This window comes from Sphingomonas sp. Leaf231 (genome assembly GCF_001421995.1).
Classification (GTDB): domain Bacteria; phylum Pseudomonadota; class Alphaproteobacteria; order Sphingomonadales; family Sphingomonadaceae; genus Sphingomonas.
On the sequence record NZ_LMLS01000001.1, the window covers coordinates 175004 to 189440 of the forward strand.

Annotated in this window: 10 protein-coding genes and 1 tRNA gene; 7 read left to right on the plus strand and 4 right to left on the minus strand. The window is 64.5% G+C overall.

Annotation, left to right across the window (positions count from 1 at the left end):
* Positions 1 to 2: 2 nt before the first annotated feature.
* Positions 3 to 1631, plus strand: a complete 1629-nt coding sequence (locus ASE95_RS00910) for a M28 family peptidase (protein WP_056632847.1) — start codon at positions 3 to 5, stop codon at positions 1629 to 1631.
* A 240-nt stretch (positions 1632 to 1871) separates the two neighbouring features.
* On the opposite strand, the gene ettA is transcribed toward ASE95_RS00910, so the two are convergent.
* Positions 1872 to 3551 carry an energy-dependent translational throttle protein EttA gene (ettA, locus tag ASE95_RS00915; RefSeq protein WP_056630168.1) on the minus strand — a complete coding sequence of 560 codons (1680 nt, stop codon included), beginning with the start codon at positions 3549 to 3551 and terminating at the stop codon, positions 1872 to 1874.
* 108 nt (positions 3552 to 3659) lie between these two features.
* Between ettA and ASE95_RS00920 the strand changes: the two genes are divergently transcribed.
* The 5 genes from ASE95_RS00920 to ASE95_RS00940 all read left to right on the plus strand — a co-directional run bounded on the left by ASE95_RS00920 (position 3660) and on the right by ASE95_RS00940 (position 8088).
* Positions 3660 to 5057: a M20/M25/M40 family metallo-hydrolase gene (locus ASE95_RS00920; RefSeq protein WP_056630173.1), complete on the plus strand. Its 1398-nt coding sequence runs from the start codon at positions 3660 to 3662 to the stop codon at positions 5055 to 5057.
* A 162-nt stretch (positions 5058 to 5219) separates the two neighbouring features.
* Positions 5220 to 5483, plus strand: coding sequence for a hypothetical protein (locus ASE95_RS00925; RefSeq protein ID WP_056630175.1), 264 nt, complete (start codon positions 5220 to 5222; stop codon positions 5481 to 5483).
* Positions 5484 to 5507: 24 nt separating this feature from the next.
* Positions 5508 to 5768 (plus strand): hypothetical protein, encoded by a 261-nt coding sequence (locus ASE95_RS00930; RefSeq protein WP_156347831.1) that lies wholly within the window; start codon positions 5508 to 5510, stop codon positions 5766 to 5768.
* A 117-nt stretch (positions 5769 to 5885) separates the two neighbouring features.
* Positions 5886 to 5962, plus strand: a tRNA-Pro gene (locus tag ASE95_RS00935).
* A 98-nt stretch (positions 5963 to 6060) separates the two neighbouring features.
* On the plus strand, positions 6061 to 8088 hold the full coding sequence (locus ASE95_RS00940) for a hypothetical protein (RefSeq protein WP_156347832.1): 2028 nt from the start codon (positions 6061 to 6063) through the stop codon (positions 8086 to 8088).
* Positions 8089 to 8501: 413 nt separating this feature from the next.
* On the opposite strand, the gene ASE95_RS00950 is transcribed toward ASE95_RS00940, so the two are convergent.
* Positions 8502 to 12275, minus strand: a complete 3774-nt coding sequence (locus tag ASE95_RS00950; RefSeq protein WP_056630196.1) for a hypothetical protein — start codon at positions 12273 to 12275, stop codon at positions 8502 to 8504.
* Positions 12276 to 12468: 193 nt separating this feature from the next.
* On the opposite strand from ASE95_RS00950, the gene ASE95_RS00955 reads away from it, so the two are divergent.
* Entirely contained in the window at positions 12469 to 13479 is a 1011-nt protein-coding gene (locus tag ASE95_RS00955; protein WP_056630198.1) for a hypothetical protein, read from the plus strand.
* Here the strand turns inward: ASE95_RS00955 and ASE95_RS18405 are convergent.
* The gene (locus ASE95_RS18405) at positions 13476 to 13607 is read right to left on the minus strand and encodes a hypothetical protein (protein ID WP_268795783.1); all 132 of its coding nucleotides are present in this window, start codon (positions 13605 to 13607) and stop codon (positions 13476 to 13478) included. The genes ASE95_RS00955 and ASE95_RS18405 overlap by 4 nt on opposite strands.
* Positions 13607 to 14353 (minus strand): helix-turn-helix domain-containing protein, encoded by a 747-nt coding sequence (locus tag ASE95_RS00960; protein ID WP_082449775.1) that lies wholly within the window; start codon positions 14351 to 14353, stop codon positions 13607 to 13609. Before ASE95_RS00960 ends, ASE95_RS18405 begins: the two co-directional genes overlap by 1 nt.
* Between the last annotated feature and the right edge of the window lie 84 nt (positions 14354 to 14437).

Here is a 14437-nt window from a genome sequence, read left to right on the forward strand (position 1 = left end):
CGATGCGGCTTCCCCTGATGCTGACGCTGGCCGCAACGATCGCCGGACCGGCGAGTGCCGAGGACGCGGTGCCGCAGCGGTTGTCCGACGATGTGAAGGTCCTCGCCTCGCCCGCGTTCGGCGGGCGTGCGCCGGGCACCGATGGCGAGAAGAAGACGCTCGACTGGCTGGTGGCGCGGTTCACGGCGCTGGGACTGCAACCCGGTGGCCCGAACGGGCAGTGGTTGCAGAAGGTGCCGTTGATCCACACGCGGATCGCGCCCGAAGCGCGCATGTCGATCGGCGCGACCGCGATGGCGCAGGGCAAGGAGATCGCGGTCACCACGGTCGGCGCGGCGGCACGGGTGGCGATCGCGGACTCGCCGATGGTCTTCGTCGGTTACGGCGTCGCCGCGCCCGAGGCGGGCTGGGACGATTTCAAGGGCGTGGACCTGCGCGGCAAGACCTTGGTGTTTCTGGTCAACGACCCCGATTTCGAAGCCCGGCCGGGCGACGATGCCAAGGGGCGGTTCGGTGACCGGCGCATGACCTATTACGGGCGCTGGACCTACAAGTTCGAGGAGGCGGCGCGGCGCGGCGCGGCGGCGGCGCTGATCGTCCACGACACCGCGGGCGCGGGCTATCCGTGGTCGACGGTCAACGCCTCCAATGGCGAGAATTACGACATCGTGCGCGATGCGAAGGATGCGCGGGTGCCGTTGCAGGGCTGGATCGCGCATGACGTCGCCGACCGGCTGTTCGCGGAGGCAGGGCTCGACCTCGCCAAGCTGCGGGTCGCGGCGCGATCGAAGGCGTTCCGCCCGGTGGCGATGACGCCGCGCTTCTCGGCGACTGCGGACGTCGCGGTGGAGCGGATCGAGAGCGCCAACGTGCTGGCCAGGATCCCGGGCACGACGCGGCCAGACGAGACCGTGATGTTCGCCGCGCACTGGGACGCTTACGGACAGGGACCGGCGGATGCGGCGGGCAAGACCCTGCGGCCGGGCGCGAACGACGATGCGCTGGGCACGGCGGGGGTGGTCGAATTGGCGCGGCTGTTCAAGGCGGGGCCGGCACCCGAGCGGACGCTGGTGTTCGCACTGTGGACCGGCGAGGAGCGCGGGCTGCTCGGTTCCGAACATTATGCCGCCCATCCCGTCGATCCGCTGGCGAAGACCGCCGCGAACCTGACGCTCGACATCCTGCAAACCGCCGGTCCCGCGAAGGACGTGGTGCTGGTGGGCCAGGGGCAGTCGTCGCTGGATGCGATGCTGGCCGATGCGGCCCGGGCGCAGGGCCGGACGGTCACGCCGGAGACGTTCAGCGAGCGCGGGCTGTTCTACCGCGCCGATCACTTCTCGGTAGTGCGGCGCGGGGTGCCGTCGCTGCTGCTGATGGCGCTGGGCGGCGCATCAGATCTACGCGAGGGCGGCCGCGCCGCAGGGCAGAAATGGCTCGACGATTACATGGCCTGCTACCACAAGACCTGCGATGCGTGGGACGCCGGCTGGAACCTGCGCGGCGCGGCAGCGGACGTCGACCTGTTCCATGCGATGGGGCAGCGGCTGGCGAAGACGGGCGTTTGGCCGACGTGGAGCGCGGCCAGCGAGTTCCTCAACATCCGCGACAGGAGTGCAGCGGAGCGCAAGTGACGACGCGGCGGCCGGTGAGCCAGGCGAAGCGGCACCGGCAGACCGCGGAATAACCACGCCTCATCAGCGACCGTGCGTTCGTGACCACGCTGGACGCCGGCGGGGTAGACTTTGCATAAGCCGCGTCCGGCCGCCGTCCAGCGTAACGAAACGCCCCGGGCTACGGCCCGGAACGCTCCATACCGGCTTGCAACGGCGATAGGCGAGGCAGGGCGCGCGCTTTCGGGGCGCCCTGCCCGTTCAGCGCGTCAGCTTCTTGTACGCCAGCCGGGTCGGGCGATCGGCGGCATCGCCCAGGCGGCGGCGCTTGTCTTCCTCGTAGCTTTCGTAATTGCCCTCGAACCATTCGACATGGCTGTCGCCCTCGAACGCGAGGATGTGCGTGCACAGGCGATCGAGGAAGAAGCGATCGTGGCTGATGACCACCGCGCAGCCCGCGAACGTCTCCAGCGCCTCCTCCAAAGCGCGAAGCGTCTCCACGTCGAGGTCGTTGGTCGGCTCGTCGAGCAGCAGGACGTTGCCGCCCTCTTTCAGCATCTTGGCCATGTGGACGCGGTTGCGCTCACCACCGGAAAGCTGACCGACCTTCTTCTGCTGATCCGGGCCACGGAAGTTGAACGCGCCGACATAGGCCCGCGTGCCCATTTCCTGCTTGCCGAAGCGGAAGACCTCCAGTTCGTCGGAGATTTCCTGCCAGACGTTCTTGTTGGGATCGAGATCGTCGCGGCTCTGATCGACATAGCCGAGCTTCACGGTCGAGCCGACCTCGATCGTACCCTCATCCGGGGTTTCCTGACCGGTGATGAGCTTGAACAACGTCGACTTGCCCGCGCCGTTCGGCCCGATCACGCCGACGATACCGCCCGGCGGCAGGGTGAAGTCGAGGTTGTCGAACAGCAATTTGTCGCCATAGGATTTGGTCAGCCCCTTGGCCTCGATCACCTTGCCGCCCAGTCGCGACGGCAGCTGGATCAGGATCGCGGCCTTGCCGGCGACGCGATTCTCCTGCTTCTCCATCAGCTCGTCGAACGCGCGGATGCGGGCCTTGCTCTTGGTCTGGCGTGCCTTGGGAGTCTGGCGCATCCACGCCAGTTCGTCGGCGATCGCCTTCTGCTTGCCGGCCTCCTCGCGCTCTTCCTGCTCCAGGCGCTTGGCCTTTTTCTCGAGATAGCCGGAATAGTTCGATTCGTAGGTGTAATAACGCCCGCGATCGAGCTCGAGCACCCAGTTGACGACGTTGTCGAGGAAGTAGCGATCGTGGGTGACGAGGATGACGTTGCCGGTATATTCCTTCAGGTAGTTTTCCAGCCACGACACGCTTTCGGCATCGAGGTGGTTGGTCGGCTCGTCGAGCAGCAGGATGTCGGGCTTTTCCAGCAACAGCTTGCACAACGCCACGCGGCGCTTCTCACCACCCGACAGGTTGGTGACCGCGGAATCGCCCGGCGGGCAGCGCAGCGCCTCCATCGCCTGTTCCAGCTGGCTGTCGAGCGCCCAGCCGTCGACCGCGTCGATCTTCGCCTGGAGATCGCCCATCTCCTCCATCAGCGCGTCGAAATCGGTGTCGTCCCCGGGATCGCCCATCTCGGCCGAGATCGCGTTGAAACGGTCGACGAGATCCGCAACCGGGCGCACGCCGTCCTTGACGTTGCCCATCACGTCCTTGTCAGGGTCCAGCTGCGGCTCCTGCGCCAGATAGCCGACGCGGACGCCCTCCGCAGCCCAGGCCTCTCCGACGAAATCGGGGTCCATGCCCGCCATGATCTTCATCAGCGTCGACTTGCCCGAGCCGTTCGGGCCGATGATCGCGATCTTCGCGGAAGGGATGAACTGCAGGTGGATATTGTTCAGGACGGGCTTGTTCGCGCCCGGGAAGGTCTTGGTCAGACCCTTCATGACATAGGTGTACTGAACGGCCATGTGGCGCGCGGCTCCATATAAGGGGGTGCGGCGAAAAAATCGTTGGCGCGCATGTAAGCGCAGCCCGCGCCGTTGGCAAACCACCCGGCGGCGGTTACGCCACGGTCCATGAAGCACCTGTATCCGTTGACGATCGCCCTGCTGCTCGCCGTACCCGCCTCGGCGCAGCGCACCGCCCCGCCCACCCCCGCGACGGTCGACCCGCATGTCGCCGGCCTGCGCGACGCCGCACTGAAGGACGACGTCGCCTATGACATCGTCGAGGGGCTGACCACGGAGGTCGGCGCGCGGCTGGCCGGGACCGAGGCCGAGGCGCGGGCGCGCGACTGGTCGGTGGCCAGGCTGAAGGCGCTGGGGTTCAGCAATGTGCGCAACGAACCGTACCGGATGCCGGTGTGGGTGCGCGGCGCGGAGGAAGCCGAGATCGTCGCGCCGGTGGCGCACAGGCTGGCGCTGGCCGCGCTGGGCAATTCGGGGAGCACCGGCCCGCGCGGGCTGACCGGCGAGCTGGCGGTGTTCGCGACCTATGGCGATTTCGCCAACGCCCCGGCGGCGGCGATCCGCGGCAAGATCGTCTATATCGGCAACGCGATGCAGCCGACGCAGGACGGGTCGAGCTATGGCGCGAGTGGCCCTGCCCGCTTCACCGGCCCGGCGATGGCGGCGCAGAAGGGCGCGGCGGCGATCGTGATCCGCTCGATCGGCACCGATGCCCACCGCCTGCCGCACACCGGCGTGACCGATTTTCCGGCCGGCGTGAAGCCGATCCCGGCCGCGGCGCTATCCACGCCCGACGGTGCGCTGATCGAGCGGCTGGCGAAGCGCGGCCAGCCGATCCGGCTCCGCCTTCTGCTGACCCCGCGCATGATCGGCGAACGCGAATCGGGCAACGTCATCGCGGAGGTGCCGGGCACCGACCCCGCCGCCGGCATCGTGCTGATCGGCGGGCACCTCGATAGCTGGGATCTCGGCACCGGCGCGATCGACGACGCCAGCGGCGTGGCGATCACCGCGGCCGCGGCCAAGCGGATCATGGACAGCGGACGCCGCCCGCGCCGCACGATCCGCGTCGTGTGGTTCGGCGCGGAGGAAGTCGGCGGCTTCGGCGGCAAGGAATATGCGAAGCGCCACGGGACGGAACGCCACGCCACCGCATCCGAAAGCGATTTCGGCGCCGACCGCGTCTGGCGGTTCGAGACGCAGCTTCCCGACAGCGCGAAGGCGGTGACCGCACGGCTGGCCAGCGCGTTGGCCCCATTGGGGATTGTCCCGGGATCAGGTGGTGCGGGTGATGGCACCGACATCGCGCCGACGATCGCGACCGGGGTGGCGGGGATCGACCTGAACCAGTCGGGTCTGCGCTATTTCGACACCCACCACACCCCCGACGACGTGCTGGAACGCGTCGATCCCGAACAGTTGCGCCAGAACGTCGCGGCATGGACGACGATGCTCGCGATCGTGGCCGACGCGCCGGAAGATATCGGCGCGGTGCCGCGACCGTGACGGTCGTTCGCCGCACCGCCACGTCGGGTCACCGTTCGTCGCAAGCTTACCATCCGATGAATTTTGCTTATTGACCCCCCCGATTGGTAGGGTATTGCGGAGGTTCGCGACGGCGCTGGGGTCGGGCGCGAGTGTTTTTATGAAATGCTTGGGAGCATTCCGATGAAGAAGATCCTGCTCGTTGCCGCCGCCGCCGGCCTGATGTCGGTCGCCGCCTGCTCGAAGTCGCCCGAGGCTTCGGCGGTCGAGAACAACTCCGAAATGATGGCTGACAACATGGACGCCATGGCTGCCAACGTCGCCGACATGTCGAACACCACTGCGAACCCGTTCGCAGAGGACAATGCCGAAGCGGCCGCCGAGAACATCACGACCGCCGCCGACAACGTCCGCGACGCGGGCGAGGACGCTGCGAAGAACATGTAATCGAATGGGGCCGTGCCGATGGTCATGAGGAAATATCCTTTTCTGCTCGCAATCGCGCTTAGTGGCGCATCGGCTTGCAGCGACCGTTCCGGCACGGCCTCGATCGAGAACAATACCGAGGCGATGGCCGATGCGCTCGAGCGCAAGGCCGACAACCTCGATGCGATGGCCGATGCCGCCGCCAACGACAGTGCCGCCGCGATGCTGGATGGTGCTGCCGACAATCTTGACGATCAGGTGGATAACATCCGCGAACTGGTCGACGAGCGTAACGATCCGCGCTGAGCGGACCGAAACGGGCGGAGGTATCGACGTTGCGAGGCGCCTCAGGGCGCCTCTTCTTTTTCGGGAGCATCGCCCTTGCGCGCGAACACCGCGCAGCCTAGGCAAAGCCCCACGCGTCGGGGAGTGGCGCAGTCTGGTAGCGCGCCTGCTTTGGGAGCAGGATGTCGCAGGTTCGAATCCTGTCTCCCCGACCATCTCACACTAAGTCATTGATTTCACGTCGCCAACCCGGCGATCGGGAACCGTTGTACCCACGGTTGTACCCCTCGCTGTACCCATTGGGGGCGATGACGTGGGATTGCCGAACCTGAAACTGCGCGGCGGCAGCTATCATTGGCGGCGGAAAATCATGGTGGCCGGCCAGCCGCTGCCACTCTCGATTTCGTTACGCACCGGGAATTTTTACCGTGCCCGCCTTATATCTGCCCGACTGAGCGTCGCAGTTGAGGGTTTGCGCATGGGCTATGGTCAGTTCAGCGGCATGAGCCGCGAGCAGATGAAGCAGGTGTTCAGCGATGCCCTGCGCTGGCAGTTGCAGCGGATCGAACAGGATCAGACTGGCAGCCTGGCGGACGCGGGCGATCACGCCACCGCCAACTCGCTTCATGCCGAGGCATGGGAGTTCCTCGCCCGCGGCGGTGTCGCGGCACACTGGACGCTCGACGAACATCAGCGCCTCGTTGCGAACGGCTGGAGCCCCGCGCAGGCCAAGATCGTCGCGAACATCGTCTTCGACCTTCAGAACGGCGGCACCATTTCCGGGGCGCAGGTGGCGACCTATAGCGCGGCCTTCGGCTTCCCCGTCACGGCGGACAACGTCGGGCGCGTTCAACGCCTGATCTGCAAGGCGAAGGCAGCGGCGTGCCGCGAGGCGACGGCGCGGCTTTCCTGGCCCGAGGACGAAAGCGAGGCATGGATCGACGAGGCACTCGGCGACGACACCCCCTTCGCTTTCGAACGATCCAGGCCCACCGCCGTGCCAGAGGTCATTATGCCTGTCCCGCCTGCCACGGCCGTGGATGACGAACCGACGCCCCCGCTGCCGATCCGTCCGAAGAAGGATCTGGTCGAAGCCAGCGAGGACGCGATCGCCGAGCACCAGAAGGCCGGCGACTGGGACACCGACACGGTCAAGCAGGTGCGAACCGCAATCCGTCTGTTCGATTACGCCTGCGGCACCGGCATCATGATCGAAGACCTCGAGCAATCCCACGTCCGGGCCTTCACCAAGCTGTGTGCCGCCCTGCCGAACCGCTGGGGCCGAACCCGCGAGGAGCGCGCCGGTGGCCTCGAGGCCAGCCTTGCCCGTGCCGCGACGCTGCCTGCGTCCGAAGTCGGCCTCGGCCAGGTGACGATCAACAAGCATCTGACGTGGGTGACGTCGGTCCTCGACCATGCCGCGGGCGACGATGGCGATGAAACGGGGCATCGCCCTGCGATCCCGCTTCTGTTCAAGACGGCACGGAAGGGTAAGGGCAAGGGTCCGCGCAAGGACCGCAAGCGCAAGCGTGACAAGCGTGCCAACTGGACGAAGGCCGAGGTCGCGCGTCTACTGTCCGCGCCGATCTGGGCGGGCACGAAGGGTATCGATCATCGCCTGACGCCTGGAACCGAGATCATCCATGACGCCTGGTACTGGTTGCCGCTCATGCTGCCCCTGTATGGCGGCCGCAGTTCCGAACTCGCTGGCCTGGGGCTGGCCGAGGTTCACGAGCAGGAGCCGATCCCCTATTTCGTCATCGACTATACCGAGGATCGCCCGCTCAAGAACGTCCAGTCGATCCGCAAGCTGCCGATTCATCCCGAACTGATCCGGCTCGGCTTCATCGAATATATCGGTGAATTGCGACGCGCTGGCTGCACGATGCTCTTCCCCGAAATGGTGTCGGCCGACTCGTCCAGCTTCGCGAGCACCTTTTACAAGACGATCTTCAGCAAGCTGCGGCGTTGGGCGTTTCCAGAAGGCACCGAATGGCGTCGGCGGATCGGCGGGGCGTGGAAGGACAAGGACGTCCACAGCTATCGCGGCCTCGCTACCACCGCGTTGAAGGGCCGGGTGAGCGACAGCGTACGCTGCGACATCTTCGGGCACGAGGGTGAAACCGAAACCGCCAGCACCTACGACGACGAGGCAGACCTGCAGTTGAAGTTTGATGCGCTGGCGCTGCTGACGCCCTTCACCGCGCATATTGAGCCGCATCTGCCGGTCAGGATCAGGCCGCTGGATCGTCTTCGTCACGGTGCGTCGTGGCGGCAATCTCGTCTGAAGAAGGCACGTTTTGGAAGCACGGCAGGTGTGACGGCGACAGGTAGGACGTAGATTACGCGGTCTCTCCCGGTGTTTGTCCGGTCAGCGTGAAAAAGACCCACAAGTGGACGTTCAAGCCGCCCAGCTCGCTTCCCAGCTTCGGTCGTTCATTCATGTAGACTGATCCGCTCGCCGTAAGCGACGTGTCGAGGAAGCGGAACGGCGAAGGTGGGACTTTGCTGCCGTTCGTAGGCGACACGTCGGACGGCAGCTCCTGCCGGGAACGGACATCCGGCATTTATTTGACCGGGATCGCAGAACGACGCGAGCTGTCCGATTGAAGACTGACCGCTTCCGGGAAATCGATCAAGACTAGCAGTCATTCGCTAGCGCAAAGCGCGGTGCAATCAGTGGATGCCTGATACAGATTTCGGGACATTCGTATTTTGACCTGTCAATCTATACGCCGGTAGCACTCCAGACGATCATTCGAAGCTCTCTTCGCCGCCGCGTTCGCGGTTGCGCTCGCTTTCGATCCAGCGGTCGATCTCGGGCAGCATTTCCTCGACCCAGGCGCGCACGTCCGCGTCCGCCAATTCATGCAGCGTCAGCAGTTGCCGCTTCCGCTTGTAAAGGATGTCGGCCAGCGAACCACTCCAGCTGTGGGGATGGAGGCGCATCCAGAAGTCGCCGAGGAATTCTTTCTTGCTCGGCGCATGGCTCAATACCTCAAGGAAGAGCGGCGAAAACTCGTTGTCCTCGTCGTCACGCGTGCGGTTGAACATCGGCAGCGACCGTCCGAGCAGCGGGTAGCGCCGCACCCCGTTGCGATCCGCCCATTGTCGGAGGATGGTGGGATCCATGTCCTCGATTGGGCTTCCCATCCCATATCCCATCTCGAAGACCCGCATTTTCTTTGCAGTGCCGGGGAGCAGGAACACGTCGAGCGCAACGAGAGGCTGGGTCTCGAACAACCCCTTCAGAACGTAGCTCAGATCCTGGATCGAGAGATAGACGGTCTCCATCGCGGACCGGATGTGCTCGCATACGGTACGGGCGGTGCTCCCGCCGTCCGTCCCGGCACAGCAGACTCGGATGCAGGTCCGAAGGCCAAAATCGCGGAGCATGCCCTTCTTGCTGAAATCGGCGCGAACGAGCAGATCCCTGCCAACATCGATCAACAACGGGTGGCGAACACGGCCCTCCTCGCGATCACGGTAGAAATACATGTGCAGAATATCGAGGGCGATCTCGACGCCATCGGTGAGGGCCGCGATATCGACGAGGAGCAGGCCGAGATCCTCGGGCGGAGCCTCGCCGACGACACCGCTCGCGATATGCATGAAGGACCAGGCTACGAGTTTCCCGCGACCGATGGCGCGGCGCAGCCGCGCGATGCCGTCATGATCGATCGCAACCCTTGCTTGGAGATAGGGTACGTCCTGCGCCAGATCGGGATCGTCGATCGTGCGCTCAAGCGCATCGGCGGTGAAACTGGCGTTGCGCTGGTTCGCTTCGTAAATGAAGCCGCCGAGCGTGGTCGCGTTACGCTGCTTGGGATCGATTTCGCGGAACCGGTCAGTCAGCTCCTGCCAAATCGATGACAGATCGTCCGCGCCCGCAGCAAGCCCGCGTCCGCATTCATAGGCGCGATGTGGCGACTTCTCGTTAAGCAACTCACCCAGGAACTCGGACCGAGTTTCGGCATCCTGGGCAAGTGACCGGCCGATATCCACGGCCAACTGCGCTGCCCTGGTCCAGGATTTGATGCCATCCTCGTCGTCGGTCTCGCAGTCAGCCACGTCCCATCCGCTGCTGGTGCTTGACAGCACCACCGCGCGGGCCTGGTGAAGCAGGTCGGATGGCTTGAGCCGCTGGATGATGGATTCGAGTTTGGTTTTGATGTCCGCCGGCATCTCCGGATTGCTGAAGCGGAATGCCACGCGGAACGCGATCCACCCTGCGATCCAAGGCTTCTCCTTGACGAGCGTGGTCGCGGCGCGGTCAAGCGCGTCGTGACAGGCGCCATAATGCCAGAGATCCTGAACGCTGTTGGCGAGCACCTGGCGCGCTTCATCGAGTTGCGGCGCGAGGCTTACGGCGAGCTCTATGGCCTTTTCGTACCAATCCCAGGTGTCGCGGTTGATTTTCGGTTGCCAGCCCCAGTCGCGTGACCGCGCACCGAAATCGAAGTCGCTCGTCGCATTGAACTGCCGTGCGGTCAGCAGTGAGTCGAAAGCGATCGTACCGGCACGCCGTAGCCCCTCATCCTTCGAGGTTGCCAATCGGCGGACGACGGCGCGGCGCTGCTCCGGCTCGGCTCGGGTGCCCGAGAGGTAAAGCTGAAAGAGTTCGCCGAACGGCGCACGGGCTGAGCTGTTATTGAAGTCGGCAGGCTCGGCGGCGATGAAGCGTGCCAACAGCATCGCCGACCGTTCGAACAGGGCTGGATCATAGGCCAGCGCCTTGAGGAGCCGAATCCAGGCGGGGCGATTGGTGGCCGTCGTTGCGACGATATCCAATCCGCCGTCGCCATCGAGTGTCAGCTCGAGTCTCGACAGCACCGCATCGGGAGCGACGGGCGCGAGGTTGGTGACGATCTGGATGCCGGTATCGCCCAGCGCGATGAGGTCGCCGAGCGGTCCATCGGCGCGAAGCCAGCGTGTGACGGCCGACTGCGCAGCCTTCACGTCGTGGAGATAGCCGATTCGACGCGACAACGATTTGCGCATGCGGTCCGGCAATCCAGCCGCGAAGCGATCGAAGTCTGCAGCGGGAATCCGCTCTAGGGCAAAGGTCGCGAGCGGGTTCGCAATCGCATGCGGCAAGATGGCGCGCCATCGACCGCGGGTCTGCGCGACGCCACGCCGACCTAGCTCAACCAGCGCCGCGAACAGCGTATGGGGCGCGACCTGACGGACCGATGCAACGGCGGCGAGTTCGCCACCGGCTGATGCGTCCTCGCCATCGATCGAGTAGAGAAGCGCCAGATCCTCGGCCGCGGCGAGCAGGCTCTGATCTTTCTCGTTGCGCTGATGGAAGATGCGCTCGAAGAGCTCCCGGCTCTTGAGCTTGCCAAGAGTCTCACCGCGTTCGAGCGTCTCGGCGACCGCACGGGCGACACGGAAATTGCCATCGCTGAATTCCGCAATTCGTTCGCGATCGACCTTCGAGACGTGCGGAAACAGCGCCTCCAGCCATTCCGCGACCAGCGCCGGCGCAGCGGACTGGAGTCGGAACACCTCGGTGCGCTCCGGTTCATCATCGCGAACGTCATATTCGACGGTGATCAGACTGATGGCGCTGGAGCCATCGGAGCAGATCCGAGCAAGCTCGCCGTGCGTCGTGGGATTGCAATTATCGACGATCAGGATGGCGCGCTGGCCGCGAAGGATCAGCTGGCGCGCCATGTCCCGCGCGCTGGGTTCGGTCTCGGTCGAGTAGTCCGTGTAGATAGCGAGGCCAGGGTCGAGCGGGTCGTCGCCGACCCCGTTCTCGAAGAGAGCCTGAACGAAACGGGTCTTGCCGAGGCCGGACAGACCGATCAACCTGATGCACTGTTTCGGTGTCCGGAGCGCGGCGCGAAGGCGCGCTATGCCCTCGGCAATGGTGAGCGGTTCGCGCTCGCGCGAACGCTCGTCGACGAGGCAGGCCTTGTCGTTGAGCAGATAGGGCGTCGCTTCCCCGACCTGCGTGCCGGTCCAATTGCCTACGCTTCCCCAGCCGGAAAGCCCAAGACCCACGCGTGAGCGGACCCAAGCTGCGATGCCGGGATATTCGTTTGCCCAGGTCGCCAGCCGCTCGCGATCGTAAAAATCGGTCTTGAGCTGGCTTGCGGTCGGGCAGTCGTGCAGGGCGCTCCGGATAGTGGCTTTGCGATCGGCCAGGGGCTTGTCCGCGACCGAACCCTGAGCGCTGACGATGACATAGGCGCCGGATGCATTCGCGAGATCGGTGATGACCGGCCGCAATATGTCGTCGGGCCGCATCTCATCCTTGATCGCGGCGGCGGGCATGTCCGGCTTCTTGACCTGGAAGCCGGTTTGCGCGCGCGGCACGAAATCGGAGTCTGCGAGCGGAACCGGACAGTCGACGCGAACATCGAGTCCACCATCCGCCGCATCCTGGTTTCCGCCGGCGGTGACCGCGGAGAGCGGTGCGCCCTGTTTGCGCAGTTCGGCCAATGCCAGTCGCGCGACGAGCGTCCGAAGATCGCTATCGTTGAGATTGACGATATCGGTGCCGGTGACTTCGAACATGATCTCACGCGATAAGGGAGGCCTAGAATAGCCTGATGGCCATCCCGCGACAAAGGCTTGTCGCATCAGGATAGACCAGTCTCCGGTCTCATCGACGGATCGTCACTTTTTGCGCTTCGCGTCCACGGTGGCCCCGGCGTGCGGGACGAAGATCGTGTCACGGTGATGGACGAGATGCCGTATAGCGTGCGTCATGGTCACGATCGCGCAGCTTGCTGCCATCCCCTTTCTCGACACGTCCGCGCTCGCTGGACGCTTTCTGCCGTCGCTGGCGTTTCATGATGATGGTTGGCGTCTGTGGACCGCTGCCGGCGAGCGGGGCGAGATGCTCATCGAGATAAAGGGTGTGCCGGCCGAGGCGTGCTATTTCGCACGACAGGCGGAGGCCGCTGGCGACCTGAACCTGCCATTCTTTGATTTTCTGGCGCAGCGCGCCAACTTCATGGCGTTGCAGCGCGCATTTGCCGGCATTCAGGACGACATTTTCAACCTATCGGGATCCCTCGCCAAGCTCGCCCTCGTAGAGCAATCTCGGGATCGGGTGCCGCACGGTATTTCGCGCATGGCGACCAGCGAGGTCGAGTATATCATCATGATGCTGCGGAGCCTGCTGGACCTGTTCCAGGAAGTGATGATGAAGCTCTGGGACAGCATCGAGCTGATCGACGGGGACGCCGCAAAGCGCAAGCTCAAGCCGTCCTTTGCCGATATGCTGACGTTCAAGGGCGCGCCGAGCCCAGCCGACGAGATTGCTCAGCGTTTCGGCCTGCCGATGGAAATTGCCACCTGTTATGACCGCGGCCGCGCGATCTTCAACGGTCTGAAGCGATTGCGTGATAATCTCGTCCACAAGGGCTCGCAGCTGCCGCACATCTTCGGCGGTGAAGGCCCTTTCGTGATCGCGCTTAGGGACAACCCGTTTCCGGACCTCGGCATCTGGGAAGAGACGGAGCGTCAACCAAATGACCTGTTCCCGCTGTTGCCCGTCCTTGAGATCCTGATTTTCCGGACCTTTCTGATCTGTGACGAACTGTCCGCGGGCTATCAGCGGGTGATTCAATTTCCGCCGCCAGTCGCGCCCGGCATGGCATTCTTCGCCCGCGGCTATTTTACCAGCCGGATCGCCGATGCTCTGGTATCTGGCGCACGGCGAGCGGACTTCCAACCTATGGAGCCACAGCCGAAGGCGGCCGCGGCTAGCTAATGGGGCAGCGCCAGATAGCCGCTCATAGCGGCAGCGATCGCCGCGATTACCAACCAGGCCAGCCACTTTCCAAGCTCCTCGGCGAACGCACCTGCGAAACGGACGCTCGTTTTCGGGTCGGCGGCCATCACAAACCTCGTTGGAAATAGTCTGCGAGCATCTGACGGACATCGACCACTTCCTCGGCCCAGAGGGTCGACAGGTTCGCGGCGGCCGGATCGCGTCTGCGAGAGCGGATCGCAAGGAGGGCAATCTGGATCGGTTCGGTCCCGTCATTGGGCCGCGCCATATACGTGCCCGTCAGGCACACGGCACAATGGACACGCTCGATCCGTTCGGCACAATTGAAGACGTCCCGCCAAAGTTCGCGCACTTTCAGATCGCGACCGGGCTTTGGGCCGATAATGCCCAGGCGCTCGGCCTGAACGAAGCCGGCAAGATCGAACCATTCACGCAATTCAGCGACATCGGCAGCGGCGCTTTCATCCAAATCGGAATCGGTTAGGAGGCTGGTCGCTTCAAGCATCGCGCGAAGCTGAATCTCGGTCCGGAAGGGGACCACGTCGACGGCGACGCTTCCCTTGGTCCATGCGAACATATCCATGAGGTTGGCTTCGAGCTCGTCCGGGGTAGGCCTCACGCGCTCACGCAAAAACTCATCTTCAGGCCGACGCAGCGCGACGGCAAGTTTGCGCAGCTGGGACGGATGAACGCGTAGGCCCCGCTCGACGCGGCCTATCGTAGCAAGCGAGACGCCGGCTTCACTCGCCAACGTATCCTGCTTCCAGCCGAAGATCCGGCGCTGAAGCTTGACGAAGTTGGCGATCCCGGCGGGATCGAGAAAGAATGTCTCTGGAGTGTCGATCGTGTCCATGTCCATGACTATGATGCACCGCCGCTGCAAAATTGAGGGGAATATGCACGTCAGTTCGGATCAGCGACGACCGGGGAGGCCTTC

What these genes read in the sequence shown, in the direction of transcription:
- ASE95_RS00910 (WP_056632847.1), top strand. Translation starts at nt 3, where the DNA reads ATGCGGCTTCCCCTGATGCTGACGCTGGCCGCAACGATCGCCGGACCG.
- ettA (WP_056630168.1), bottom strand. Translation starts at nt 3,551, where the DNA reads ATGGCCGTTCAGTACACCTATGTCATGAAGGGTCTGACCAAGACCTTC.
- ASE95_RS00920 (WP_056630173.1), top strand. Translation starts at nt 3,660, where the DNA reads ATGAAGCACCTGTATCCGTTGACGATCGCCCTGCTGCTCGCCGTACCC.
- ASE95_RS00925 (WP_056630175.1), top strand. Translation starts at nt 5,220, where the DNA reads ATGAAGAAGATCCTGCTCGTTGCCGCCGCCGCCGGCCTGATGTCGGTC.
- ASE95_RS00930 (WP_156347831.1), top strand. Translation starts at nt 5,508, where the DNA reads ATGAGGAAATATCCTTTTCTGCTCGCAATCGCGCTTAGTGGCGCATCG.
- ASE95_RS00950 (WP_056630196.1), bottom strand. Translation starts at nt 12,275, where the DNA reads ATGTTCGAAGTCACCGGCACCGATATCGTCAATCTCAACGATAGCGAT.
- ASE95_RS00955 (WP_056630198.1), top strand. Translation starts at nt 12,469, where the DNA reads ATGGTCACGATCGCGCAGCTTGCTGCCATCCCCTTTCTCGACACGTCC.
- ASE95_RS18405 (WP_268795783.1), bottom strand. Translation starts at nt 13,607, where the DNA reads ATGGCCGCCGACCCGAAAACGAGCGTCCGTTTCGCAGGTGCGTTCGCC.
- ASE95_RS00960 (WP_082449775.1), bottom strand. Translation starts at nt 14,353, where the DNA reads ATGGACACGATCGACACTCCAGAGACATTCTTTCTCGATCCCGCCGGG.